The 23,622-nt window shown below is 44.6% G+C and carries 29 protein-coding genes; 9 read left to right on the top strand and 20 right to left on the bottom strand.

The window, feature by feature from the left end; all coding sequences use genetic code 11:
- Positions 1-10: 10 nt before the first annotated feature.
- Positions 11-829 carry a carbohydrate ABC transporter permease gene (locus J9317_RS04195; protein WP_211556628.1) on the top strand — a complete coding sequence of 273 codons (819 nt, stop codon included), beginning with the start codon at positions 11-13 and terminating at the stop codon, positions 827-829.
- A gap of 30 nt (positions 830-859) precedes the next feature.
- On the top strand, positions 860-1,042 hold the full coding sequence (locus J9317_RS04190) for a hypothetical protein (protein WP_211556627.1): 183 nt from the start codon (positions 860-862) through the stop codon (positions 1,040-1,042).
- Positions 1,043-1,143: 101 nt separating this feature from the next.
- Here J9317_RS04190 and J9317_RS04185 read toward each other — a convergent pair whose 3' ends face one another.
- The 3 genes from J9317_RS04185 to J9317_RS04175 form a co-directional block, all read right to left on the bottom strand.
- Complete coding sequence (locus J9317_RS04185; protein ID WP_211556626.1) at positions 1,144-1,413, bottom strand: hypothetical protein; 270 nt, start codon at positions 1,411-1,413, stop codon at positions 1,144-1,146.
- Positions 1,410-1,580, bottom strand: coding sequence for a YezD family protein (locus tag J9317_RS04180; protein WP_211556625.1), 171 nt, complete (start codon positions 1,578-1,580; stop codon positions 1,410-1,412). The genes J9317_RS04185 and J9317_RS04180 overlap by 4 nt, the downstream gene beginning before the upstream one ends.
- Before the next feature lie 548 nt (positions 1,581-2,128).
- A complete protein-coding gene (locus J9317_RS04175) occupies positions 2,129-2,950 on the bottom strand; it encodes an MBL fold metallo-hydrolase (protein ID WP_211556624.1) in 822 nt (273 codons plus the stop codon).
- Positions 2,951-3,317: 367 nt separating this feature from the next.
- On the opposite strand from J9317_RS04175, the gene J9317_RS04170 reads away from it, so the two are divergent.
- A complete protein-coding gene (locus J9317_RS04170) occupies positions 3,318-4,394 on the top strand; it encodes an FUSC family protein (protein ID WP_211556623.1) in 1,077 nt (358 codons plus the stop codon).
- A gap of 285 nt (positions 4,395-4,679) precedes the next feature.
- On the opposite strand, the gene J9317_RS04165 is transcribed toward J9317_RS04170, so the two are convergent.
- From J9317_RS04165 to J9317_RS04140, 6 genes are all read right to left on the bottom strand, one after another.
- Positions 4,680-5,087 (bottom strand): cytidine deaminase, encoded by a 408-nt coding sequence (locus J9317_RS04165; protein ID WP_211556622.1) that lies wholly within the window; start codon positions 5,085-5,087, stop codon positions 4,680-4,682.
- A gap of 152 nt (positions 5,088-5,239) precedes the next feature.
- Positions 5,240-6,130: a nickel transporter permease gene (gene nikC / locus J9317_RS04160; protein WP_211556621.1), complete on the bottom strand. Its 891-nt coding sequence runs from the start codon at positions 6,128-6,130 to the stop codon at positions 5,240-5,242.
- 14 nt (positions 6,131-6,144) lie between these two features.
- Positions 6,145-7,146 carry an ABC transporter permease gene (locus J9317_RS04155; protein ID WP_211556620.1) on the bottom strand — a complete coding sequence of 334 codons (1,002 nt, stop codon included), beginning with the start codon at positions 7,144-7,146 and terminating at the stop codon, positions 6,145-6,147.
- Positions 7,147-7,203: 57 nt separating this feature from the next.
- On the bottom strand, positions 7,204-8,817 hold the full coding sequence (locus tag J9317_RS04150; protein WP_211556619.1) for an ABC transporter substrate-binding protein: 1,614 nt from the start codon (positions 8,815-8,817) through the stop codon (positions 7,204-7,206).
- Between the two features lie 48 nt (positions 8,818-8,865).
- Positions 8,866-9,834, bottom strand: coding sequence for an ABC transporter ATP-binding protein (locus J9317_RS04145; protein ID WP_211556618.1), 969 nt, complete (start codon positions 9,832-9,834; stop codon positions 8,866-8,868).
- A complete protein-coding gene (locus J9317_RS04140; RefSeq protein WP_211556617.1) occupies positions 9,809-10,810 on the bottom strand; it encodes an ABC transporter ATP-binding protein in 1,002 nt (333 codons plus the stop codon). The genes J9317_RS04145 and J9317_RS04140 overlap by 26 nt, the downstream gene beginning before the upstream one ends.
- 819 nt (positions 10,811-11,629) lie before the next feature.
- Here J9317_RS04140 and J9317_RS04135 point away from each other — a divergent pair.
- Positions 11,630-11,896, top strand: coding sequence for a hypothetical protein (locus tag J9317_RS04135; protein WP_211556616.1), 267 nt, complete (start codon positions 11,630-11,632; stop codon positions 11,894-11,896).
- A gap of 113 nt (positions 11,897-12,009) precedes the next feature.
- On the opposite strand, the gene J9317_RS04130 is transcribed toward J9317_RS04135, so the two are convergent.
- From J9317_RS04130 to fabL, 5 genes are all read right to left on the bottom strand, one after another.
- Complete coding sequence (locus tag J9317_RS04130; protein WP_211556615.1) at positions 12,010-13,755, bottom strand: ABC transporter ATP-binding protein; 1,746 nt, start codon at positions 13,753-13,755, stop codon at positions 12,010-12,012.
- A gap of 119 nt (positions 13,756-13,874) precedes the next feature.
- On the bottom strand, positions 13,875-14,405 hold the full coding sequence (gene ntdP / locus J9317_RS04125) for a nucleoside tri-diphosphate phosphatase (protein ID WP_211556614.1): 531 nt from the start codon (positions 14,403-14,405) through the stop codon (positions 13,875-13,877).
- A 172-nt stretch (positions 14,406-14,577) separates the two neighbouring features.
- Positions 14,578-14,832: a YgaB family protein gene (locus J9317_RS04120; RefSeq protein ID WP_211556613.1), complete on the bottom strand. Its 255-nt coding sequence runs from the start codon at positions 14,830-14,832 to the stop codon at positions 14,578-14,580.
- A 277-nt stretch (positions 14,833-15,109) separates the two neighbouring features.
- A complete protein-coding gene (locus J9317_RS04115; RefSeq protein WP_211556612.1) occupies positions 15,110-15,301 on the bottom strand; it encodes a gamma-type small acid-soluble spore protein in 192 nt (63 codons plus the stop codon).
- 76 nt (positions 15,302-15,377) lie between these two features.
- Positions 15,378-16,127, bottom strand: a complete 750-nt coding sequence (gene fabL, locus J9317_RS04110; protein ID WP_211556611.1) for an enoyl-[acyl-carrier-protein] reductase FabL — start codon at positions 16,125-16,127, stop codon at positions 15,378-15,380.
- Between the two features lie 90 nt (positions 16,128-16,217).
- On the opposite strand from fabL, the gene J9317_RS04105 reads away from it, so the two are divergent.
- Entirely contained in the window at positions 16,218-16,442 is a 225-nt protein-coding gene (locus J9317_RS04105) for a hypothetical protein (RefSeq protein ID WP_211556610.1), read from the top strand.
- Here the strand turns inward: J9317_RS04105 and J9317_RS04100 are convergent, their stop codons facing one another.
- The 3 genes from J9317_RS04100 to mutY form a co-directional block, all read right to left on the bottom strand.
- Positions 16,443-16,601, bottom strand: coding sequence for a hypothetical protein (locus J9317_RS04100; protein WP_211556609.1), 159 nt, complete (start codon positions 16,599-16,601; stop codon positions 16,443-16,445).
- A gap of 48 nt (positions 16,602-16,649) precedes the next feature.
- Positions 16,650-17,024, bottom strand: coding sequence for a hypothetical protein (locus tag J9317_RS04095; protein ID WP_211556608.1), 375 nt, complete (start codon positions 17,022-17,024; stop codon positions 16,650-16,652).
- A gap of 97 nt (positions 17,025-17,121) precedes the next feature.
- The gene (mutY, locus tag J9317_RS04090; protein ID WP_211556607.1) at positions 17,122-18,210 is read right to left on the bottom strand and encodes an A/G-specific adenine glycosylase; all 1,089 of its coding nucleotides are present in this window, start codon (positions 18,208-18,210) and stop codon (positions 17,122-17,124) included.
- 138 nt (positions 18,211-18,348) lie between these two features.
- Here mutY and J9317_RS04085 point away from each other — a divergent pair, with 138 nt between their 5' ends.
- Positions 18,349-19,329 (top strand): metal-dependent hydrolase, encoded by a 981-nt coding sequence (locus tag J9317_RS04085; RefSeq protein WP_211556606.1) that lies wholly within the window; start codon positions 18,349-18,351, stop codon positions 19,327-19,329.
- A gap of 33 nt (positions 19,330-19,362) precedes the next feature.
- Here the strand turns inward: J9317_RS04085 and J9317_RS04080 are convergent, their stop codons facing one another.
- Positions 19,363-19,632, bottom strand: a complete 270-nt coding sequence (locus J9317_RS04080; protein WP_035405955.1) for a YfhJ family protein — start codon at positions 19,630-19,632, stop codon at positions 19,363-19,365.
- Positions 19,633-19,725: 93 nt separating this feature from the next.
- Between J9317_RS04080 and sspK the strand changes: the two genes are divergently transcribed.
- Positions 19,726-19,917, top strand: a complete 192-nt coding sequence (gene sspK, locus J9317_RS04075; RefSeq protein WP_431190668.1) for a small, acid-soluble spore protein K — start codon at positions 19,726-19,728, stop codon at positions 19,915-19,917.
- 146 nt (positions 19,918-20,063) lie between these two features.
- On the opposite strand, the gene J9317_RS04070 is transcribed toward sspK, so the two are convergent.
- Both J9317_RS04070 and recX read right to left on the bottom strand, forming a co-directional pair.
- On the bottom strand, positions 20,064-20,381 hold the full coding sequence (locus J9317_RS04070; RefSeq protein ID WP_211562099.1) for a YfhH family protein: 318 nt from the start codon (positions 20,379-20,381) through the stop codon (positions 20,064-20,066).
- Between the two features lie 59 nt (positions 20,382-20,440).
- Positions 20,441-21,259, bottom strand: a complete 819-nt coding sequence (gene recX / locus J9317_RS04065) for a recombination regulator RecX (RefSeq protein ID WP_211556604.1) — start codon at positions 21,257-21,259, stop codon at positions 20,441-20,443.
- 96 nt (positions 21,260-21,355) lie between these two features.
- On the opposite strand from recX, the gene J9317_RS04060 reads away from it, so the two are divergent.
- The gene (locus J9317_RS04060; RefSeq protein WP_211556603.1) at positions 21,356-22,246 is read left to right on the top strand and encodes a TIGR01777 family oxidoreductase; all 891 of its coding nucleotides are present in this window, start codon (positions 21,356-21,358) and stop codon (positions 22,244-22,246) included.
- A gap of 31 nt (positions 22,247-22,277) precedes the next feature.
- Positions 22,278-23,450 (top strand): amidohydrolase, encoded by a 1,173-nt coding sequence (locus J9317_RS04055; protein WP_211556602.1) that lies wholly within the window; start codon positions 22,278-22,280, stop codon positions 23,448-23,450.
- Positions 23,451-23,622: the final 172 nt, after the last annotated feature.

The raw sequence follows: 23,622 nt of genomic DNA, 5'->3' as shown, positions 1-23,622 counted from the left end.
GGAGGTCCCCATGAAGAGACCAGGACTTGTTAAACCGATCCTTCTGTCAGGCTATTCTGTGCTCATAATCGTCCCGCTTTTTGTAGCATTGCTGACATCATTTAAACAGCTACGCAATGTGTATGACGGGGCCCTTGCTCTGCCGGAACAGCTGGATTTCTCGAACTTCAGCCTTCTGCTGTTTGAGAAATCCCTCTCTCACTATCTCGTTAACAGCATCATTGTGACGGCTGCTTCCGTATTTTTCGCCCTATGGTTTGCCAGTATGATCGCTTATGGAATTACAAGGATACGCAACAAATTGGGGAACCTTCTTTTCGCAGCATTCATGCTCGGAATGATTGTACCCGCACAAACGCTCATGGTTCCGTTGTATTCTCTTATGCTGAAGCTGCAATTAACCAATTCACTGCTTGGGCTGATTCTTGTTCATATCGCTGTGCTTCTGCCCATCTGCGTTTTTATCTTAACTGGATTTATGAAGACCCTTCCCGGTGAACTATTTGAAGCGGCAAGAGTAGACGGGGCATCGGAGTGGAATATGTACTGGAGAATCACGCTCCCGCTTTCCTTCCCTTCACTTGCAATTACAGCCATCTTTTCAATGGTCATTGTATGGAACGATCTGCTGTTTTCCCTTTTGTTTATTACCAACGAGGAGAAAAAGACTTTGCCTCTTGCCCTTCTGCAATTTCAGGGAGAATATTTAACCAACTACCCTATTTTGTTTGCAGGCGTTCTCATTACATCTCTGCCTCTGATCATTCTCTATGTGTTTTTGCAGCGTTTCTTTATTTCGGGAGCATTAAGCGGTGCGTTGAAAGGGTAAAAAAACCGGCTACGGCCGGTTTTTTCGCGTTTGAATATTTTATGGCGGGTGCCTGTCCCGACTTGCTTTAACGCAACAGGGGACGGAGACTACGATGCTTTAACCCTTTCCTATCAAGCCATTAAGGAGCAGGTGCCGGAGCTTTCGTTCTGCAGAGAAACCGGGGACTGGCACCGTGCCAGTCCCCTCAATCTTCACCGCAGCGGGGGATAGAGACTGCGTTTTGCGAGGCCTTGAGCCGCAAAGACCGGCAGAGATGGTGCCGGAGCTTTAGTTCTCTACAATAACGCGGGTCAGACACCCTCTAAACAGCCCTACGCACACTTCTTCCAAAACGCATGAAGTGCTGTCGTCAGTCCCCCTTTCCCTACTTTTAACAGAGCTGCCTTTTCCCCTGGATTCGGTTCAGACAAATCCTGCAGAAAATCAACAATCATCCTCCGTCTTTCGAGAACAGACACAGCTCCCGCTTGAAGAAACCACTCATCAATCGTATTATAAATCCCTCTATTAACTCCGAAGACCTCTTTGCAATATTGCTGAAAAACAAGATCAGGACTGTTCACAGTTTCCGTTGAAATCAACCCTCTCCCTCATATTTCACTGTTCCTGTTTTGGCTATTCTCGTTTTTTCCTTAATTTCTACCTGAGTAATTTCATTTGCATGAACGGTTATAAGCAATGAACCATATTCAAGGCGCTGCAGCAGGGACATCAAATACTCTATTTTCGTTTGATCAAGCTTCTTCATCCATGTCCACTCCCTCTGTTAGATAATGAAAAAAGGCTCTTTATTCCTCGCCAAAAAGGGAATTAAAGAGCCTTCGGTTAACCGATCGGCAAAAATAATTTTATTATTTGTATTTTAAACAATATTATCCCATCGGTCAACTCGGAATTAAAAAAATAATCCAAATAGATCAAGAAAAGGTTTGAGACTTGGCAAAGGTGCATCCCGATAACTTCGCAGGCTACCTTTCTTTGCTTGCAGGAATCAATGAAGACATTCTGAAAACACCCTTACAAAAAAGGAGATTAAGGTGAAGAAAGCGTTAGCCGATTTATGAAGCAGGAACCGCCTAACGGTTCCTGCTTCTATTTCTATGGACTTATTCTTTGCAGATACTATTAAAAACCTTTTTATATAAAATGGGTATTCAGTAAAGACGGTAGAATAGTGAATGAACTGCTTGAGATGCACAAGGAAAATTAAAGCCTTCAGCAAATATAAATCTTTTAAATAATGCCGAGTGACCTTGTTAAAGGAAAACATAAAAGGCCGTAAGTCAGGCCTTTTCCTTATGTATCAAATAGCGTCCCATTAATCGCTTTCACATATCTCTCTGCTGACTTTTGAACAGATTGATTTGCCTGCTCCTGTACGACACGGTGAAAAGCATTGTAAAGCCGATTAAATTTTAATGGTCTTACTTTTTCAGCTATTTCTTCAACCTTGCCGGGCGGCAGCGGAATCAGATTCGGATAGCTATACATGAAGCTCACCCATCTCCGGTCAGCTACGACTTGGATCACATCTCCGGTCAGCAAAACTCCGTTATGGCTGTTTCCATTTATCCATTGGAGCACTGCTCCGCCTTTGAAGTGTCCTCCCAGCCGGTGCAGTACGATACCTTGATGGAGTTCTATGGACTCTCCAGACCAGAAGATGATTTTATCACTGCTTCTCGTTACCCATTCTTTGTCATCCTCATGAATATATATGGGAGCATTGAAGGTTTCTGCCCATTCCACTTGAGTTGAATAATAATGAGGATGGGATAGAGCGATTGCCTGCAGTCCTCCAAGTTCATTAATATGCTGGATGGTTTGTTGGTCTAGGTAGGTGATGCAATCCCAAAGGACATTAAACCCCTTCTCTTGAATCAAATAGGCCGTCTGGCCAATTCCAAATCCCGGTTTGGTTGTTAAACTGTACAGTCCCGGTTCTTCTGCAAGGATCTCATTTTTATAAGAACCTGACTTTTGCATTTCTTCAAGGCTAGTCCATGTCTGGCCGGATGGACTGACATATTGTCTTTCTTCTGAACAGATTATACATTGGGATGGACTTTGTACCTTTCCGTATTGCACTCCGCATGTTGCACAAATAACATAATCCATGGCAGTGACTCCTCTTGTTTATTTTTCATTTGTGATAATTGCTCATTTCTGCTTCTCCATCGTCCCGCCGATTTGCGGATTGCCCATACAACTACCTATTTTAACTGTATTAAAATAAATCCTGTTTTAATTTACCATTGCTACTAGCTAAAAGAACAGACAAATTTACTGAAAATGGGTTAATTTCTATTTTATCAGTGTAAAGGCTTCCATCCTTATAAATAGAGGGTGCGTTTTTTCTCTTTCGATGGATCGCGTTATTATTTATTCGAAAATGGGAAATAGTATCTTGAATAATCCTTTTAAACATTGTATATTACGTAGTTGTTTACTTAAACCTTTTGAAAGGAATGTAACCTTAACTTATATGAAACTCGGTGCCCGAATTTTAAAGACAGGGATTGCGATTGCCATTGCATTATGGATTGCCTCTCTGTTGAACCTGCAGTCTCCGGTTTTCGCGGGGATCGCAGCGATTTTTGCCATTCAGCCAACGATTTACCGGTCTTACTTATCCGTAATTGAACAAGTGCAAGCGAATTTTATTGGAGCCGCTTTTGCTATAGTTTTTGGACTTATCTTTGGCCCCCATCCATTCGTCGTCGGTTTGACTGCTGTTATCGTCATTTCCATTAACCTGAAGCTCAAGATTCAAAATACTATTCCAGTTGCGATTGTTACAGTCATCGCCATCATGGAGACACCCGGGGAAAATTTCATTCAATTCGCCCTGCTCCGTTTCGGAACCGTCATGCTTGGGGTATTCTCAGCATTTATAGTGAATTTGCTATTCCTGCCTCCAAAATATGAGACGAAGCTTTACTACCGGATTTCGGACAGTACAGAGGAAATCCTGAAGTGGATCCGAATCAACATCCGCCAGGCTTCTGAACATAGTGTCCTGAAAGAGGATATTGAGCGTCTTAAGGAAAATATGATGCAGCTCGATCAGCTTTATCTCCTTTACAAGGAAGAGCGAAACTATTTGCGCCGCAACACGCTGACGAAATCGAGGAAGCTTGTTCTTTTCAGACAGATGCTTCTCACTACGAACAAGGCGCTTGATACATTGAAAAAGCTGCACCGCCTTGAAAACGAGCTTCACCTGACAACACCTGAGCTGCAGCAGATCATCACAACTGAATTGGATTACCTGCTAAGTTATCATGAGCGCATTCTTTTGAAATTTATCGGCAAAATCAAAACGGAAACACCGAATGAATTAATACAAGAAGGCTTTTTCAATAAACGGGAACTGGTAGAGGAATTCATGAAATATCAAAACCAATGCCATGATCCTGCCTGCTTCTATCACATGCTACCGCTCGTTGCAAACATATTAGATTACAGCGAACAGCTGGAGCATCTCGATACACTGATCAACAGCTTCCAAAGCTACCACAAGGAAGAAAATGAAATTGAAATAAGCGAGACGAAAGAATAGGGATGGCCAAAATATTCAGTATTTGAAATAGCTGTAAATTTAGCACCTAAAAAATGCTTGGAGATTTTTCCAAGCGTTTTTTCATCGTGTTTAATCTTCTATTCAAATGGCTCTGTTAAAGCCTGTTGTTGATTTTTAACACCTGTTGATTGGAGTGGAAGGCGCGAGACTCCTGCGAGAGCAGCGGGACAGGTGAGACCCCGCAGGCGGAAAGCGAGCGCCTGCAACGGAAATCAACAGCCAAGTTTAACAGAGCTTTTCAAATAAAGCCCTGCTAATTCAATATTACAATTGTTTCTCATAGGCTTTATGCCAATGATACGGCTGTATTTCCTTTAATGATTTATACTCCAATTTACCATTTGCATTCGTTACAGCAGCTTTTACATTTTCTCCCCAGTAAAAAAGCCGTTCCTGACATACACCACAAGGAGTTAAAACAGTAAATTCGGCATTTTCGTCCTCTCTTACAACACAGACAGTATGTGTAATCCTTGTATTCAGTTTATGTGCTTCAAGTATTGCACCTGTTTCAATACATAATTCAGTTGATGCATTAATAACTTCCGGTGACACACTTGTTAAAATTTGACCATCTTCCGTATACATCGCTGCAGCTCCACCCCAGCCGGCAGGATATCTTTTTGCTATTAAATCTATTGCTGAGTGATAAAGCTGCTGTTCAATATTCATTCTCATCTTCCCCTTAAGTTTTCTCTACTGATACTTTAACATATAGTCCCAAACCCATTCTTTAATTAGTTGATGAACACGCAAAAACACCTTCGAAATGGTAACAATGTAGCCATTTCGAAGGTGTTTTAAAGTATCTCATATTATCCTTATTAATGCTTTGATTTAGGATCAAGCGCATCTCTGAGCCCATCCCCCATTAGGTTGAAGCCTAAAACTGTCAGCATGATGGCAAGTCCAGGGAAAATCATCGTCCACGGTGCCTGGATCAAGTATTGCTTTGAATCCGAAAGCATTTTCCCCCACTCCGGACTTGGTGCCTGTGCGCCGAGTCCAAGGAATCCAAGGGCAGCAGCTTCAATGATCGCTGTTGCAATGGCAAGGCTTGCCTGAACGATAATCGGAGAAAAACTGTTCGGCAGCACATGCTTGAAAAGAATTCGCGCATCCTTCATGCCAATAGACTTGGCGGCCATAATATAATCCTCCTGCTTTACACTGAGCACCTTTGCCCTCAGCAGCCGTCCAAAATTCGGAATGTTGATAACAGCAATGGCAATTAACGCATTTTGAAGGGATGGCCCCAGAATAGAAATGATGGCAATGGCAAGCAGGATACTTGGAAAAGCAAGCATGATATCGAAAAAACGAGAAATAATGGTGTCTGCCCATTTACCGTAATAGCCGGCGATAATCCCGAGCAGACAGCCAATGATGACTGACCCCAGCACGGAGAAGAAGCCAACAAACAATGAAATTTTTGCCCCATGAACAACTCTTGAAAAAATATCCCGGCCAAAGTCATCCGTTCCGAGCCAGTGCTCGGATGATGGCGGCAGCAGGCGCTTCGTTAAATCCTGTTCGTTGATTCCAAAGGGTGCAATCAGCGGGGAAAAAATGGCAACAACGATAAAGAATAGGACAATAGCTGTTCCCGCTACTGCTATTTTATTTTTCATAAAGGAGCGGAGCCCCTCCTGAAACGGGGTCAGAGGTTTTTCTTCAGCATATTGGATGGATTCTGGCAGCTGCGGTTCTCCCATAATAGTTCCCCCCCTTAATATTTAATGCGCGGATCAATAGCCGCATATAGCAGATCCACAACAAGATTCACAAGTACAAAAAGAAGAGCAATCATCAAAATTCCGGACTGAATGACTGGATAATCACGGTAGCTGATGGCTTCCACAATATAACGTCCAAGTCCAGGCCAGCCGAAAATCGTTTCCGTAAGAATCGCGCCTCCTAAAAGCAAACCCGTTTGAAGACCGATGACCGTCAAAATCGGGATGACAGCATTTTTTAAAGCATGACGGTAAACGACCCAGCTCATCCGAAGTCCCTTTGCCCTTGCAGTCCTTATGTAATCAGCGTTCAACACTTCTATCATACTTGAACGGGTAATTCGCGCGATAATCGCCATTGGAATGGTTGCAAGCGCGGTTCCGGGAAGAATGAGATGCTTGAATACCTCTCCGAACTGATCAAACCGCCCGTTAATAAGCGTATCAATTAAGTATAGGTTGGTCACAGCGTCAACAGGATTCCGGATTTCTTCGCGGCCAGTCGTCGGAAGCCAGTCCAATTGAATGGAAAAGAACCACTGTCCCATCAGGCCAAGCCAGAAAATCGGCATTGAAATTCCAATGAGTGCGATAATCATAGCTCCGTAATCAAACCATGAGCGCTGAAACCATGCGCTGATAATCCCAGCGTTAACCCCTACAATAATTGCGATGGCCATGGCAAAAATCGTCAGCTCGGCGGTGGCTGCAAGATACGGAATCATTTCCTTGCTAATCTGCTCGCCAGTCCGAATGGATTCACCGAGATTTCCAGTGATAAGATCCATTAAATAAGATCCATACTGTACATAAATCGGCTGATCCAGCCCAAGCTTTGCGGTCAGCTGCTGAATCGCTTCCGGCGTAGCCCTCTGGCCTAGGATAACCTGGGCAGGGTCGCCCGGAATTGCACGGATGATCGCAAAGACAACAATTGTCATGCCGAGCAGAACCGGCACAAGCATGCCAATGCGCCTGATAGTATAAGATAGCATCGCCGCATCTCCTTTCAAATTTCAAAAGGGAGGAGCCTGGACCCCTCCCTTTTCACATTACTTAAATTCGACTTTAGTGAACAGATCCGTTCCGGTTGGATGCGGAATGAAGTTTGCAATGTCTGACATTCCCGCCATCATAGGAGTGGAGTGAACGAGCGGAATCCAAGGTGCTTCATCATGCACAATAGCCTGCGCTTTTTTATACAGCTCATTCCGTTTCGCTTGATCCGTTACCGTTTGAGCTTCAATCAGAATGTCATGCATTTCAGGGTTGCTGAAGTAGGTGTAATTGTTTCCGCCAATGCTGTCTTTATCCAAAAGCGTATAGATAAAGTTGTCAGGATCTCCATTGTCACCCGTCCAGCCAAGAAGGAAAGAATCCGCTTCTCCCTTGCTCGCTTTTTCCAAATACGTTGCCCATTCATATGTTACAATTTTCGCTTTAACACCGATTTTTTCAAAGCTTGCCTGCAGCACTTCCGCGACCTTCATTCCTTCAGGCATGTAAGGACGTGCAACCGGCATAGCCCATAGCTCCATTTCAAATCCATTCGGGAAACCGGCTTCTTTTAGAAGAGCTTTTGCTTTTTCAACATCGTACGGATATTCTTCAACGGAATCATCATAGCCTTCAAGGGAAGGAGGCATCGGGTTTTTAGCCGGCTCTGCAAATCCTCCATAGAAGGAGTCGATGATTGCTTTCTTATCAACAGCATGATTAAGTGCCTGTCTGACAAGCTTGTTATCAAGCGGCTTTCTCGTTACCGTTAACCCAACGTAACCAACGTTCATAGATGGACGCTTGAAAAGCTGAAGATTTTTATCGCCCTCGACCTTAGAAAGATCAGATGGATTCAAACCGTCCATTAAATCGATTTCTCCTGTTTGCAGGGCGTTAAGGCGTGCTGAGTTTTCAGGAATCGTTTTAAAGATTACCTGTTTCAGCTTCGGATAGCCTTCCATCCAAAAATCCTCATTTTTTTCAAGTACAATCCGGTCATTCGCTTTCCACTCCACAAACTTGAATGGACCTGTTCCTACTGGATTTGCTCTCAAGTCGTCGCCGTATTTTTCAATGGCAGCCGGACTTGCGATTCCAAATGGTGACATGGCAATATTTTTAAGGAATGGTGCCTGCGGACGCTTCAGTGTGAAAACAACCGTCTTTTCATCGGTAGCTTTAATTTCTTTAATGACGTGGCCTTCATCCTTTTTAAAGCCTCCGAACATGGTGTAATACGGGAATTTTTCCGCATCTCCGTTCATCCAGCGATCGAAGTTTTTCACTACTGCTTCAGCATTGAAGTCCGTTCCGTCATGGAATTTGACTCCCTCGCGAAGATGGAACGTGTAAGTGAGACCGTCATCTGACGCTTCCCATTTCTCAGCTAACCCGGGCTGAACCGTAGTATCTTCATCGCCATAGGTTAAAAGACTTTCGTAAATGTTCTCAGTAACTTTAAATGCTTCACCCTCAGTTGTGGTTATCGGGTCAAGAGAAGTAGAATCTCCGCCCCTTCCATAAATGAGCGTATCCTTCGCGTTCGATTTCTCTCCGGCCTTTTCATCTCCGTCTTTCCCTCCCGCTGACTTATTGCTGCACGCGGACAAAGCAAGTGAAAGAATGAGGACTAAAATCAAACCAAGCATGGACCACTTTTTTCTCATTGTCTGTTTCCCCCCTAATTTATCATCATCATCTATCATTCACGATGCTCAACCATATAAATGGCAGGCAACGAAACGACCATCCTCCACCGAATAAAGCTCCGGCTTCACTTCCTTGCAAATATCCATTACCTTCGGGCACCTCGTATGGAAGGCACACCCTTTCGGCGGATTGGCCGGATTCGGCATGTCCCCTTTGATGACAATCGGCTCTTTTCTGCCGGAAGGCTCAGCAATCGGAACACTCGACAGCAATGCCTCCGTATACGGATGAAGAGGATTCCGATAAAGAGATTCGCTGTCAGACAGCTCTGCCAATCTACCAAGGTACATAACGGCTACCCGGTCGCTAATATGCCTGACGACCCCAAGATCATGAGAGATAAATAGATAGGTCAGAGAAAAAGTTCCCTGCAGCTCCTTTAGCAGATTCAGAATCTGTGCCTGAATGGAAACGTCCAAAGCGGAAACAGGTTCATCGGCAATAATGAGCTTTGGATTCGTCATCAGCGCCCTTGCAATCCCGATCCGCTGTCTCTGGCCGCCGCTGAACTGATGGGGATACCTTTTACCAAGATCGGGATCAAAGCCCGCGATTCGCATAATTTCCGCGACTCTCTCCGTCCGATCTTTCTTAGATCCCATTTTATGAACGATGAGCGGCTCCTCCAAAATGGATTGGACCTGCTGCCGCGGATTCAAGGAAGCATACGGATCCTGAAACACCATTTGCATCTCCCGCCGAACGGATTTCATGTCCTTTTTGTTCAGGTCAAATAGTGATTCTCCATTAAACCGGACCGAACCGGATGTCGCTTCAGTAAGTCTGGCAATCAGGCGGCCGAGGGTAGATTTCCCGCACCCCGACTCCCCGACAATTCCAAGCGTTTCCCCGGCATTCAATTGAAGCCTGATTCCATCCACAGCCGTGACCTCTGTTTTATTCCTGCCAAGGAGCCCCTTGTGGCTTGTATATACTTTTCTTAAGTCTTCAATCTCTAGCAATGGCTGACTCAATCAGGGCACCCTCCTCTTTATACAGCCAGCATCGAACCTTCTGCCCGCTGCTTACAGTCAAGTCCGGCCCCTCCTCCTGGCACAGCGGCTGAACGAATTCACACCGGTTGGCATACGCGCATCCTCTCTGGATACTGCCTGGCTTCGGAACCTGACCTTTTATAGAAAAAAGCTTTTCTTTCTTCGTACGGATATCCGGAACGGACTGCAGCAGCCCCCTCGTATACGGATGCTTTGGAGAAGAAAAAATGGATTCAACATCCCCTTCCTCAGCAATTTGCCCTGCATACATCACCGCGACCCGGTCGCACACCTGAGCAACTACACCAAGATCATGGGTAATTAGTAAAATCGATGTATTCAGCTTTTTATTCAAATCCTTCATAAGCGCCAGGATCTGAGACTGAATTGTTACATCAAGCGCTGTTGTCGGCTCGTCCGCAATCAATACACCCGGATTGCAGATCATCGCCATAGCAATCATGACACGCTGGCGCATCCCGCCAGACAGCTGATGCGGATATTCACCGAGAAGAGATTCCGGCCTTGGCATACCGACAAGCCCAAGCATTTGAACCGCCTGCTCCTTCGCTTCCTTTTTTGAACACTTCGTATGAACCCGGCACGCTTCCATCAGCTGTTCCCCGATTTTGAGAAGCGGATTCAGCGACGTCATCGGCTCCTGAAAAATCATTGCAATTTCATTGCCTCTGATTTTTCTTAACGACACTTCACTTTGTTTAAGAAGATCCTTATCCTTATAGAGAATTTCGCCTCTAACCAGAGAAGTATTCGGCAAAAGACCCATCAGCGCCATCGACGTCACACTTTTTCCGCAGCCTGACTCGCCGACAATCCCGAGAATTTCTCCTTTCTTCAAGGTCAAATCAACGGACTTCACCACATCCGTTACAGAAGCATCTCGTTTGAAGCCGACTGATAGATTCCTGACTTCCAACACCGTCTCATTTTTCAAAGGTCTTGCCCCCTCTATGCGGTACCCTCTATTATTTTGTCTTTTTGCAGTCCAGGCGGAACGCTGTTCAGCCGTTCACCTGGGGTTTCCAGCCAAACCTTATTTTCCAGCCAGAGCTCGGCGCTTCCCAGCTGGCCGGGTGCGGTTCTTTTTGAGCCGTTCACCTGGGGTTCCAGCCAATCTTCTTTTTCAAGCCGATACTGGACGTTTTTCAGCCGTATTCGTTTATCTCTGTTTAAGAAAAATTATTACAGCAGCTTAAATGTTTTTCATCTTGTTGGGGCTCTTTTACGAGCCAATTTGCGGGCAGATTTTGCAGAAATTATGTAGATAATGCAGAAAATCTAAGATTTTTTTGAGCAGAGTGGAAACTAAGGAGTTTTATATTTCAATAATATATCAAACTTTTACACTAGTGTAAATATTCAGAAAAAATAACATTTTCTGTTCTATAGTATTTTTTATGATAGAAATCACTGGTTTCAGGCAATGTGATGGCAATCAATATAATTTTATTTGCTATAAAAATTTTTCCCTGAATTAGCCAGAAGGTACTACATTGTTATGAAGACAGGCTTTTTATTATGACAAAAAGCCCTCCTTTTTGGAGAGCTTGAAGCAATGGTAAAAAAACGGGATGATTAGTTGAAGCCGGGGGCGGGGCGGAAAAGAAGAATTACTTACGCTGGCAGCGCAGCTGAGAGCCTTTGAGAAAACAGGACTTAGGAAATCTGCTCTCCGTGAACGAGTCTTTCGTCAAAAATATTGATGCTCACGTTCTCTTCCTTACGTTTAAAGCAGAATTTAGAAGCGGTGAAATTGCTATTCAAGATACCGCTGACATCCATGAAATCGCCGGGATGGACTGCTAATCTCGAAAGTCAGCAATTATTTCAAAAAGTCAGCAATTATCCTGAAAAGTCAGCAATTATTCCAAAAAGTCAGCAATTATCCCAAAAAGTCAGCAATTATCCTAAACAGCTAGCATTATTCCCGCTTACTGGATGGTATACAAACGGAAACATGGCAGCTGATTATACAAAAAGCACCGGAAAAACTGCTCCGGTGCCTTCATTAAACCATTGATTAGCGATCTTTTCCTTTCAGCAATCTCAACCCGTTCACCTTAACCAAAAGCATCGCTCCCTTATCAGCACTCCATAAAGCAACCCAGTTTGAGCCGCTGTATTCGAGGGCTTCTACAAGTTTAACTGCTGAATTTGAAACAGGTTGTGGTACAGACCTTTTTTCGCCATCAGTTCCCTATGTGTTCCTTTTTCCGCAATTTTCCCATGGTCCATGAGGATAATCTGGCCTGCGTGGGTAATGGTTGAAAGGCGGTGAGCGACAATAAAGGTGGTTCGATCCTTAGATAGCCCTTCGAGCGCTTCCTGAATGAGGTGTTCACTTTCGAGATCGAGTGCGCTGGTTGCTTCGTCCATTACAAGGATTGGAGGATTTTTCAGGAATACCCGGGCAATAGATACTCTTTGCTTTTGTCCCCCGGAAAGCTTGACCCCTCGTTCTCCGACCTTTGTTTCATAACCGTCTGGAAGCTTCATGATAAAGTCATGTGCATTGGCTGCTTTGGCGGCCTCGATTACTTCCTCATCCGTCGCATCCGGTTTCCCGACAAGGATGTTTTCTTTTACTGAGTGAGAGAAAAGGAAGGTATCCTGAAGCACCATGCCAATTTGATTGCGAAGACTGGTCGCTTCGTAGTCGCGAATGTCGGTGCCGTCAAGGGTAATCCGGCCGCCCGTTACATCATAAAACCTGGGAATAAGGCTGACAAGCGTCGATTTTCCGCCTCCGCTCATTCCTACGAGGGCAATGGTTTCCCCTTTATTTGCCTCAAGGGTTACATCATCGAGAACCTTTGCATCATCGTCGTCGTATTGAAACGTTACATTCTCGAATTTGAGCTGCCCTTTCACACGATCCGCTTTGACTGCATTCGGCTTGTCTACAATATCATATGGTTCATCCATAAACTCAAATACACGATCCATCGAAGCAAATGCCTGGGTAATCAGAGTAGAGGAATTGATCAGACGTCTCAAAGGACCATACAGTCTTTCAATATAAGCAATAAATGCGACCATTGTTCCGACTGTTAAATTGCCGTGGATAACCTGATATCCTGCATAAGCGATGACAATGAGCGGAGCGGCATCGGTGATCGTATTCACGACGGCAAATGTCTTCGCATTCCAGCTTGTATGATCAATCGCTTTCTGCAGGAAGTTCTGATTTTCAGAAGCAAACTGGCGCTGCTCATGATCCTCAATGGCAAAGCTTCGGATCACAGGCATCCCTTGAACACGTTCGTGCAAATGGCCCTGTACCTCTGCGAGCGCCTGTGACCGTACCTTAGTCAAGGTGCGCAGTTTTCCATAGAAATACTTTACCGAGATACCATATAGAGGGAAAAGAACGATGGAAATGAGTGTAAGCGGGATATCCATTGTCATCATGATGGCGATAGCAATCAATATGGTGGCAACATCCAGCCAGACATTCATCAACCCCGTCATAACAAAGTTTTTCGTCTGCTCGACATCATTTATTACCCGCGAAATAATCTCTCCGCCCCGGGTATTCGCATAATATCGGAGACTAAGCTTTTGGAGATGGGTAAAAAGATGATCCCGGATATCATACAGAATCTTGTTCGATGCAAGCTGAGCCAAGTATTGCCGATAATACTCAACCGGAGGCCTCATCACGACAAACACGGCAAACATAGCACCCAAAATGGTGAAAAGATGCTGCGTCTTTTCATCAGCCGTGCCAGGACCGCCAACAATATCATCCACCACGTATTTGATCAAAAGCGGTATCAGAAGCGGTATCGCAAATTTTATAATCCCGATTGCTATTGTACCGGTGATTTGCCATTTATAAGGTTTAACAAATTCCATATAGCGCTTAATTGAACCCATTTTCTAACCCCCATGATGTATAAAACAAAAACAGAAGCACCTTTCTCTGCCTCTACGAGAAGGGCATTCAACCCCGTGAAACAAGCAAAAAGCCTGCTGAACCGCTCCAACAGGCCTCTTCATTTCGAGAATTTTAAATACTGTTCGTACCATGTATCAATAAATTCTGAGGAAAAAGGTCCCTCTCCTTCATGAATCCAAGTAATCAGCCTATCAACATTTTTTCTCAAAATAAGATCAATTACACCCGGATAGTTCATTTCTTTCTTATGGGTTTCGTATTCATCCTCATCGAGTAAAATATACGACTTGTCCGGGAACACCTTAACATCCAGATCATAATCAATATATTTCAGTGCCTCATCGTCCCATACAAATGGGGAGCTGATGTTACAGTAGTAATAGACACCGTCTTCGCGGATCATGCCGATAATATTAAACCAATGCTTTGCGTGAAAATAGCAGATAGCGGGTTCTCTGGTAATCCAAGTCCTTCCATCTGACTCTACAACGGTAGTCCGGTCATTGCCTCCGATAATCAGGCTGTCCGTCCCTTTAAGAATCATTGTCTCTTCCCAGATTCGATGCAGCTTGCCGTTGTGTTTATAGCTATGTATTTGTATTGTTTCTCCTTCCGCCGGTAAGCCCATCTTTTTCGCCATCCTTTGAAGCAGCTTCCATAAGAATTTCCGATCATATGCAGAAGCCAGAATTCATATTTCTTTTTATTATACAGTTACTAGATTGAAAAAGAAAACAAAAGGCCATTGCCGCAGAAATAGAGGGATCCTCTACTTCGCAGATGCATGACCTTCGAATCTCTTATCGTTCCCTCACCGGGTGATTTTTATAGGACTGGATTACTTCTTCCGTCTGCTTTTCAAATGTCTGCTGAATGGAATGCAACTCCATTTTCATCACCTGAATCTCATCCTGAACCAATCTAAGCTTATCCTCGTTCTGAAGCCTTTCGAGCTCCCTTTCAATCCTCTGGCATCGCTCCACTTCATTCTGAAGTTCCAGCAGCTTATCCATCGTCCTAAGCTGCTCCTCAACAAGCACATCAAATTTGCTCATGCAAGAGCCCCTTTCCCGCTTTACCTTTCGTTCATCTATATATTCGGCCTCGAATGACCGGGCTCCTTTAGAAAATAATGCAGAAGAATGGCATGTTTTGTCGGAGGCTAAAACTCTTTTCAGAAAAAATGAAAAGAGGCCGCCTTCATGCAAGCCGTCCTTTCTCTCCTTCTGCAGCCGGACCCGCTCACGATTAAGCGATCCTTGTACAGAGTTTGGAGATAAGCACAATTCTTACAGGCGACCTCTCTTGCATTGCTGCATTCAGTGGTGTGAATTAGCTATTTTTAGATTTGTTTGCTTCAGCTTGCTGGTTGTACTTTTTCACGTGCTGAGCATCTGTTTCAGAAGCATACTCAGTACCGTATTGTCCTTGAGCAGCTTGCTGGTTTTGTTGCTTAACGTGTTGCACGTTTGTACCAGAAGTAGTTTTACCAGCTTGTTGTTGGTTTTGGTTGTTGTTTGCCATTGTAATCACCTCCACAAAAAATATCATGTCCTGTGAAGGTGAGGAATATGCGATTTATTTTTTAATTTTTATCATCTTAGACGAGCAAAGAACGTCCGCCATCCACGATGAGCGTTTGACCCCTGATCATCCAGGATTGATCGGAGACAAGGAAATCAACAGCGTTGACAATATCCTCAATTTCCACCATCCGTCCTGCTGGTGTTTTGGAAATGGCATCATCCAGCAGCTCTTGTCTGTTTGGAAAATGCTTCAATGCTTCTGTATCAACGGCACCGCCGGAAACAGCATTTACAACGATATTCTTAGAAGCCAATTCAACAGCCAAATAACGGGTAAGCGCCTCTAGTGCAGCCTTCGATACTCCAACAGTCGTATAATTCTCAAGCACGCGAATGGACCCCAGTGAACTAATGCTCACAATTTTACCGCCTGTTTCATCCATACGCTTTGCCGCTTCCTGAGCGCAAAACAGCAAAGCTTTGCTATTGATATCCATCGTCCAATCCCAATGATTTTCTTCAAGCTCCATTAACGGCCTCAAAACACCGGAGGCTGCATTATTGATGAAAACATCAAGTCGTCCAAACGCTAAATCAATCTGTTCAAAAAGATCTTTAATTTTATCCACTTTACCTACATTCGCTTTAACTACAAGGGTTTTCACACCCAGCTTTTCAATCTCTTCCGCTGTTTCCAGAGCAGCCTGCTTGCTTCTCGCATAATTAATTACGATATCATAGCCCTGCTTCGCCAAGCTTAAAGCAATTGCCTTTCCAATTCCTCTGCTGCTTCCTGTTACAAGCGCCACTCGATTTTGTGTCATTTTTTTAATCCTCTTTTCTTTCGAATAGATACGTTTATTGTATCAAACAATAAGGTCAATTCGCCATATTCGGCAAGGAGGCAATAAGATATGTACATTGGACGCGATATGTCAGAACTCACAATGATCTCGAAACGGGACTGGAAAAACGAAGAACTTGCCTATTTCCACCATGCCCTGCAGCAAATTCTTCCTTATATGAATTCCGAAGGCCTAACCATTCACAAAGAAATAATGAAAGAAATCGAGGAGCGCGGCGGAATAAAGAGAAATGAAGCAGATTATACGCATGGGACGAGGGTTAGTTACGATTAATTAATTGCCGTGCAGGGGCGTTTTTTGCATGTTGGGATGTTTGCCTGGCATTGTTGCCTGGCATTCTTGCCTGGCATTCACGTTCATTTGAGGTTTGCCTGGCATTCTTCCCTGGCATTCCCCCTCATTTGAGGTTTGCCTGGCATTCTTGCCTGGCATTCCCCGCTCAGTTGAAGTTTGCCTGGGATTCTTCCCAGGCATTCACGGTCATTTGATGTTTGCCTGGCATTCTTGCCTGGCATTCACGGTCATTTGAGGTTTGCCTGGCATTCTTGCCTGGCATTCCCGTTCAGTTGAAGTTTGCCGCATTCTTCCCTGGCATTCCCCGCTCAGTTGAAGTTTGCCTGGCATTCTTGCCTGGCATTCCCGTTCAGTTGAAGTTTGCCGCATTCTTCCCTGGCATTCCCCGCTCAGTTGAAGTTTGCCTGGCATTCTTCCCTGGCATTCACGTTCATTTGAGGTTTGCCTGGCATTCTTGCCTGGCATTCCCCGCTCAGTTGAAGTTTGCCTGGCATTCTCGCCTGGCATTCTTCCCTGGCATTCCCGCTCATTTGAGGTTTGCCTGGCATTCTTCCCTGGCATCCACGCTCATTTGATGTTTGCCTGGCATCCTATTCGGGGTTTCTGGATGCCCGTCCTAACAATAAGAATACAACCCGGCACATGCCGGGTTCCTCAATCAGTTCTTCTCCTTATCCAAAAACAGCTGATAAATCTTCTGGTGGGATACAGGAAAGGCGTAAGCCCTCATCTCTTCTTCCGTTACTTTAACGAGTCCGGCTCCGGCATCAGCCCGTTCCACTTTTCCTGTAAAAAGGGTGATGTTCCAAATCAGGTGGCTGAACACGTGCTGGATGATTCCTTCTATAGGTGTTAATTCAGTTAGTGCACCGTATGCTTTATTTAAAAATAATTCAAGCTCTGCTTTTTGTGTCATGGTCTCCGATACAGTTTCGCAGTTTGGAAACTCCCAAAGATTGGCGAGCAGGCCTTCCGACGGCCGTTTGTGAATCCAGAAGTTCCCCTCGCTGTCAGTCAATACGGCGGCTCCAAGAAGCAGGGACTTCTGCTTTTTCTTTTTGCTTTTGACGGGCAGGACGTTTTGTTTTCCTTGCTCAAATGCCTGACAATGTTCTCTTACGGGACAAAGCAGGCATGATGGGGACGTCGGGGTGCAGATGAGGGCGCCGAGTTCCATGAGTGCCTGATTAAAATCGGATGGGTTGTCCTTTGCAATAACTTCTCTGATGGCTGTGTCAAAGAGCTTTCTTGTTTTCGGTTTGGCGATGTCTTCTTCTATTAAAAGGATTCTGGACATCACGCGCATAACGTTTCCGTCTACAGCCGGTTCCGGGATATTGTAGGCGATGCTCATTACAGCGCCCTTCGTATATGGGCCGACCCCTTTAAGTTCACCGAACTTGTCGGGGTCAGCAGGTACTACTCCATCGTATGATTCATGTACTTCCCTAACAGCTGCTTGGAGGTTGCGCACTCTTGAGTAATAGCCGAGCCCTTCCCAGGCTTTCATGACTTGTTCCTCGTCTGCATTTGCAAGGGCTGCTGGATTAGGGAATTTTTCCATGAAGTTCAGAAAATATGGGATGACCGTGTCTACTCTTGTTTGCTGGAGCATAACCTCAGATACCCAGACTCGGTAGGGGTCGGAGTTTTCGCGCCATGGAAGAATCCGCTGCTCCTTTTGAAACCAGCCGATCAGGTCCTGCTGAAACTCTTCTTTTTTCAATTTAGACAATATGTTTTTCATGTTGGAGCCTCCAGATGTTAAGATTCATATTAAAATGGGAAACATAGCAGTAGCATGATAAGAAAAACGAGATCCTGTTTCCCGGTTATTTTGTCGGAGAGTTTACTTGAGAATCGTTTAAAAGCTGGGAGGGATTTTATGGATACTGCCACCCATGTGGTGATGGGGATTGCACTTGGAGGAGCGGCGACACTTGATCCCGTAATTGGAAGTGACCCTGCAGCATCTCATGCTGTTATGGCAGCTGTTATTCTTGGCTCGCAGGCTCCGGACCTGGATACTATTCTAAAACTTCGAAACAATGCTGTCTATATCCGAAATCATCGGGGCATTACGCATTCCATGCCTGCCGTTTTGATATGGTCAGTTCTGATTACAGCATTGATTTATCTTTTTTTTCCCGGGGTAGATTTGCTGCATTTAGGGATTTGGACATTCATTGCTGTCGCACTGCACGTGTTTGTGGATATTTTTAACGCTTATGGAACTCAGGCTTTAAGGCCATTTTCGGATAAATGGATTGCACTCGGATTAATCAACACGTTTGATCCGATTATTTTCTCCATTCATGGTCTTGCTATTGCGATTTGGGTCTTCGGAGCACCGCAGGGCTATACGTTTGCCGTCATGTTCGCAATCCTGGCAGGTTATTATGTAGTAAGGTATATTATGAACAAAAAAATCGTTCATGAAATTAACGAACGGTTCAACAATGTGACCGGAATCATCATTTCTCCGACATTGAAATTCAGGAGCTGGCACCTTGCTGTTACGACGGAATCCCATTTTTATGTGGCGCGTCATGTTAAAGGTGTATTAACTGTGCTTGATGAGTTCGACCGCGTCCCTGTTCCGCAGACAGAAATGATTAAAGCTGCTGAAGAGGATCATAACATTTCTGCGTTCTTATCCTTCTCGCCTGTTTATCGCTGGGAAGTGGAAGAATTCTCTGATCACTATGAAGTGCGCTTTATCGATCTTCGCTACCGCAGTAAAGGATATTATCCTTTCGTTGCGATTGTTCAGCTTGACAGCAGTCTGAAAATTGTCAGTTCCTATACTGGATGGATCTTCAGTGAAGAAAAACTCAGAAAAAAACTTCACATCATTCCCGATTAAAAGAGGCGGTTCCTAAAAGGAACCCGCCTCTTTTTAATGCTGCAGATAATCATCGTTGTTTAAAAGATGCTTGTATTTCGGATTTGAAGCGACGAATTCATGAAGCCTTGGACCATATTGTTCAATCCAATTTCTTACGATGGCTTCCGTCATTTCTTTGCCTTTATATGTTGCACCCGCTTTTGCATAAGTAGCTTCGAAATCCTCCCAAAGCAGTTCTACCCATGTTCTTGCCTGTGCATATGCAAGCGAATCATTTTTTAAAAGCAGCAAATCAGTAAGACGCTCATAATAGCTCTCCATTCAGAGCACCTCCTTTTTGAAGGCAATTCTGCCTGTATGTACTAATTATAATACAAAGCCTGATGCTCATAATAGTAGTACGCTTCGATACAAATGAAGCGAAACAACCCATCACTGGAGGCGGTTCGATTGCGGAACAAAGCAAAGGATTTCCCCATTGCAGCAAGATCAGAAGGCGAAGCGCGTGCGAAAGGCGCGTATGCGTCCAAACGCGCTGACGGTTCGATCAACGATCATCCCCAGGAGCGTATGAGAGCTTCTGGCCAAAGAGAAGATTACAACTAATCGAGATCTTCTTGCCGGGCAATCTTCACCTATCCTTCGATTCAAGAACAAAGCGTATTCGCAGCTTCTATAACCCTGAAGTACGCTCACCCCAGGTGAACGGCGGAACGCAGCAAAAAGACTGGCCGTGCTAATGCGGCCGGTCTTTAAGGTTTAAGGAGCACGGAAATCGGCAGCGCTTCCTCCCGATCAGGGGTCTCAAGACGGTGTCCCCAGGCGAATATTCCGTTCATATATACAATCTTGAAAATCTCTCCGGGAGCACCCTCGATTTCATATTCATCCCCAGCCTTAAACTCTGCAGGATCCAGCAAGTAGGATTTTGCCATTGAAATTTTCCGGTCGAGCACGGCAAATTCGTTGACCATCCCCATTTGCTCTGCCTTCCTTGCTTTCTCTTTTAATGCTCCAATTTCCGTATTCAGTTCAAATTGGGTCATTTCACTGTATCGCTGTGTTTGCATTTCCATCGTTCCCCCTAGTGTGCAGCCCAAAAAGGAATCGGGCAGGTTTGAAGCGAATATTAATTCTGTATAAATTCTTCGGGGTTTTCCAGGAACTCATCAATGAGTTCGATCTGAAAGCCTTTCCGATACAAGTATTGCTTCATTTTTTGCCTGTATTCATAGTCATTGCCTTTGTTATATTTGTACATCACTTTATTTGCCTGCTTAGCGAGCGCTTCTTTTTCATCATCCTGATTGCCGCCGAATTCCAGCGATTGCACGACCTCGGAGATTAGGTTGAAACTGAAGCCCTTGCGAATGAGAAGCTGTTCAAGCTTCTTTTGAATTTGAAACGCGGAAATAGCATGATTTTTTTTCATGAATTTTTCAGCATGCACCATCGCAGCATCGCGCTGCTCTTCATGTGAATATAAGGATAATGCCTGTTCAATATCAAGCGGTGCAATCCCCTTTTGTATCAGCTCCTGCCTAATGACGGTCGGGCCCTTTCCAGAAGATTGCCACTGCGTTCTCGTAAATGCATCAGCAAATTGCTGATCATTAATTAAGCCGGATTCATTAAGCTGATGGAGCACCTCTTGAATGGTCTCAGGCTGGAATTCTTTTTTCTCCAGCTGCTGCTTGATTTCCATGGTTGAGCGCATTCTATAACTGAGAAAGTCCAGAGCGGAATTGTACGCTTTTCTTACATTATCACCTGTGCAGATTTCTGCAATGTCCAATTCGGAGAGTTCCTTGCCTTTTGCGAGGCCGTGTTTAAGCAGAGTGTGCTCGTCCACACCGAAACCAAACTCTTCCCCTTTTCCATAATCCAAATAGATGTTATACCGCTCAGCGTTTTTTTGCTGGGACGTAATTTTCGTTATAAAAGCCATCCTCAACACCTCTCTCCTATTTTAGCACACGTTTATCATCAGGGAGGCAGGGTAGAGCTTAGAAAAAGCATTTAAAATTAACGCGAGGTGAGAAGAATGAAAATAGCTATAGCCGGAGGATCCGGTTTCGTCGGAAAACATATCGCCCAATACTTTGCAAGAGAAGGCCATAAAGTTGTTATCTTATCCAGAAGTGAAAAAGAAGGCTACGGAAACATTGAATATATGAAATGGATGGATGGGTCTAACCCTGCACCGAATCTTGAAGGCCTCGATGTCATGATCAACCTTGCAGGAAAATCAATCAGCTCCCGCTGGACGGAGGAAACGAAAAAGGAAATTGTAGAAAGCCGCGTTGAATCCACAAGAGAAGTTTTTAAAATTTTGAACGGACTGGAAAATAAACCGTCTGTTTTCATAAATGCCAGTGCCGTTGGAATATACGGGACGTCTGAAGAAAATACATTTACAGAGGATTCTGATGTAACGGATGAAGATTTCCTTTCAAGCACCGTTCAAAAATGGGAACAGGAAGCATCCATGATCCGCGACCTTGGCATCCGTACGGTTTATGCCAGACTCGGAATTGTTCTGGGAGAAGGCGGCGTGCTCCAGAAAATGATCCTTCCTTATAAATTATACGGCGGAGGCCCGCTCGGCTCAGGCAACCAATGGATGTCCTGGATTCATGTAACCGATATTGCCGGCTTAATGGATTTCATCATCCAGAATGATGAAATCAGCGGACCGATCAACATGACGTCACCCAACCCTGTTCAAATGGAAACCTTCGGGAAAACGCTAGGCAAAGTCATTAACAAGCCCCACTGGCTGCCGGCACCAAGCAGCGCCATTAAGCTTGCTCTTGGGGAAATGAGCATTCTTTTATTGGAAGGACAGCGTGTGCTTCCGAAAAAAGCGATTGAAAACGGCTATACATTTATTTATCCATCGCTTGAACCTGCTCTGTCTGACATAATAAAATAGTATAAAATCCATTTCCGCTAGGAGCACAAAAATGACCTGCACATTATTTAAGCGCGCTACTATTTTTCCCGTCACGTCCGAGATTTTATATGCTTCCGATCTTCTTGTAGAAAATGGGAAAATCGTCAAAATCGAAAAAAACATTCCGGCACCTGATGACTGTACGATCATTGATTGTCAGGATCAATATTTGTTTCCGGGACTGATTGATGTTCATACCCATCTTGGTCTTTATGATGAAGGAACCGGATGGGCCGGAAACGACGCCAATGAAACCGTTGAACCATTGACCCCTCACATCCGGGCGCTTGATGGGGTTCATCCGCTTGACTCCGGATTCCGTGATGCGATTTCCCACGGAATTACGACCGTTCACATTATGCCTGGGAGCGCCAACGTAATCGGCGGAACGACATCTGTTATCAAAACCTGCGGGGTCAACATAAGCAACATGCTGATCAAGGAAACCGCCGGTCTGAAAATTGCCCTTGGGGAAAATCCAAAACGGATCCATAGTACAGGCAATAAGGATTCCATCACCAGAATGGGGATTATGGGGATGCTCAGGGAAGCGTTTTATCTCGCAAAATACTGCGATGAAAAAGAAGATTTCCGCTCCCTATCCATCCGCCGTGCATTAAGACGCGAAATTCCTGTCCGCATTCACGCACACAGAGCAGACGATATCCTATCTGCCATCAGGTTCGCGGAGGAGTTCAATTTAGATTACAGAATTGAGCACTGTACGGAAGGCCATCTCATTGCAGATGAATTTGCAGGCACGAATGCAAAGGTTAGTGTTGGTCCGACCTTTACAAGACGGTCAAAAATCGAGCTTAGAAATAAAAGCTGGCAAACGTATCAGGCCCTAACCGATAAAGGAGTAGAAGTATCCATTACAACGGATCACCCATACACTCCAATCCAATATTTGAATGTAGTCGCTTCACTTGCCGTCCGTGAAGGCTTCGATGAGCAAAAAGCGATTGAAGGCATCACAATTACTGCAGCACGCAATCTTCAAGTCGACCACCGCATCGGCAGTTTAGAGGTTGGAAAGGACGCAGATTTGGTTCTTTGGAGCCATCACCCTTTCCATTATTTAGCGAAACCAAAGTGCACGATGATCGACGGAAAATTTGTGTTTGAAGACCCCAAATGGGCCTCTGAAAAAGGGATAAAAATTGGCCAAAAAAACCAATAAATTTTCATAAAAAAACTGTATCTTTTTCAAACAAATTCGAGTATGATATCAGTGCATGGCTTGCTCACAAAGCCTTGCTGTGTATGACAACTTAATGACCTGGGTTCAATGGGAAGGCAAATGGTGCGCCACCAGTTTTACTGGTCCTAGTGGGTTCGATTCCCACCCCGAA

Source organism: Metabacillus flavus (assembly GCF_018283675.1).
GTDB classification, from domain to species: Bacteria; Bacillota; Bacilli; order Bacillales; family Bacillaceae; genus Metabacillus_B; species Metabacillus_B flavus.
The sequence above is the reverse complement of the archived record's forward strand: the minus strand, read 5'-3'. Positions and strand labels throughout refer to the sequence as shown.

What these genes read in the sequence shown, in the direction of transcription:
- J9317_RS04195 (WP_211556628.1), top strand. Translation starts at nt 11, where the DNA reads ATGAAGAGACCAGGACTTGTTAAACCGATCCTTCTGTCAGGCTATTCT.
- J9317_RS04180 (WP_211556625.1), bottom strand. Translation starts at nt 1,580, where the DNA reads ATGAAGAAGCTTGATCAAACGAAAATAGAGTATTTGATGTCCCTGCTG.
- J9317_RS04175 (WP_211556624.1), bottom strand. Translation starts at nt 2,950, where the DNA reads ATGGATTATGTTATTTGTGCAACATGCGGAGTGCAATACGGAAAGGTA.
- J9317_RS04170 (WP_211556623.1), top strand. Translation starts at nt 3,318, where the DNA reads ATGAAACTCGGTGCCCGAATTTTAAAGACAGGGATTGCGATTGCCATT.
- J9317_RS04165 (WP_211556622.1), bottom strand. Translation starts at nt 5,087, where the DNA reads ATGAATATTGAACAGCAGCTTTATCACTCAGCAATAGATTTAATAGCA.
- nikC (WP_211556621.1), bottom strand. Translation starts at nt 6,130, where the DNA reads ATGGGAGAACCGCAGCTGCCAGAATCCATCCAATATGCTGAAGAAAAA.
- J9317_RS04155 (WP_211556620.1), bottom strand. Translation starts at nt 7,146, where the DNA reads ATGCTATCTTATACTATCAGGCGCATTGGCATGCTTGTGCCGGTTCTG.
- J9317_RS04150 (WP_211556619.1), bottom strand. Translation starts at nt 8,817, where the DNA reads ATGAGAAAAAAGTGGTCCATGCTTGGTTTGATTTTAGTCCTCATTCTT.
- J9317_RS04130 (WP_211556615.1), bottom strand. Translation starts at nt 13,755, where the DNA reads ATGGGTTCAATTAAGCGCTATATGGAATTTGTTAAACCTTATAAATGG.
- ntdP (WP_211556614.1), bottom strand. Translation starts at nt 14,405, where the DNA reads ATGGGCTTACCGGCGGAAGGAGAAACAATACAAATACATAGCTATAAA.
- J9317_RS04120 (WP_211556613.1), bottom strand. Translation starts at nt 14,832, where the DNA reads ATGAGCAAATTTGATGTGCTTGTTGAGGAGCAGCTTAGGACGATGGAT.
- J9317_RS04115 (WP_211556612.1), bottom strand. Translation starts at nt 15,301, where the DNA reads ATGGCAAACAACAACCAAAACCAACAACAAGCTGGTAAAACTACTTCT.
- fabL (WP_211556611.1), bottom strand. Translation starts at nt 16,127, where the DNA reads ATGACACAAAATCGAGTGGCGCTTGTAACAGGAAGCAGCAGAGGAATT.
- J9317_RS04105 (WP_211556610.1), top strand. Translation starts at nt 16,218, where the DNA reads ATGTACATTGGACGCGATATGTCAGAACTCACAATGATCTCGAAACGG.
- J9317_RS04100 (WP_211556609.1), bottom strand. Translation starts at nt 16,601, where the DNA reads ATGCCAGGCAAGAATGCCAGGCAAACCTCAAATGAGGGGGAATGCCAG.
- J9317_RS04095 (WP_211556608.1), bottom strand. Translation starts at nt 17,024, where the DNA reads ATGCCAGGGAAGAATGCCAGGCAAACCTCAAATGAGCGGGAATGCCAG.
- mutY (WP_211556607.1), bottom strand. Translation starts at nt 18,210, where the DNA reads ATGAAAAACATATTGTCTAAATTGAAAAAAGAAGAGTTTCAGCAGGAC.
- J9317_RS04085 (WP_211556606.1), top strand. Translation starts at nt 18,349, where the DNA reads ATGGATACTGCCACCCATGTGGTGATGGGGATTGCACTTGGAGGAGCG.
- J9317_RS04080 (WP_035405955.1), bottom strand. Translation starts at nt 19,632, where the DNA reads ATGGAGAGCTATTATGAGCGTCTTACTGATTTGCTGCTTTTAAAAAAT.
- sspK (WP_431190668.1), top strand. Translation starts at nt 19,726, where the DNA reads ATGAAGCGAAACAACCCATCACTGGAGGCGGTTCGATTGCGGAACAAA.
- J9317_RS04070 (WP_211562099.1), bottom strand. Translation starts at nt 20,381, where the DNA reads ATGCAAACACAGCGATACAGTGAAATGACCCAATTTGAACTGAATACG.
- recX (WP_211556604.1), bottom strand. Translation starts at nt 21,259, where the DNA reads ATGGCTTTTATAACGAAAATTACGTCCCAGCAAAAAAACGCTGAGCGG.
- J9317_RS04060 (WP_211556603.1), top strand. Translation starts at nt 21,356, where the DNA reads ATGAAAATAGCTATAGCCGGAGGATCCGGTTTCGTCGGAAAACATATC.
- J9317_RS04055 (WP_211556602.1), top strand. Translation starts at nt 22,278, where the DNA reads ATGACCTGCACATTATTTAAGCGCGCTACTATTTTTCCCGTCACGTCC.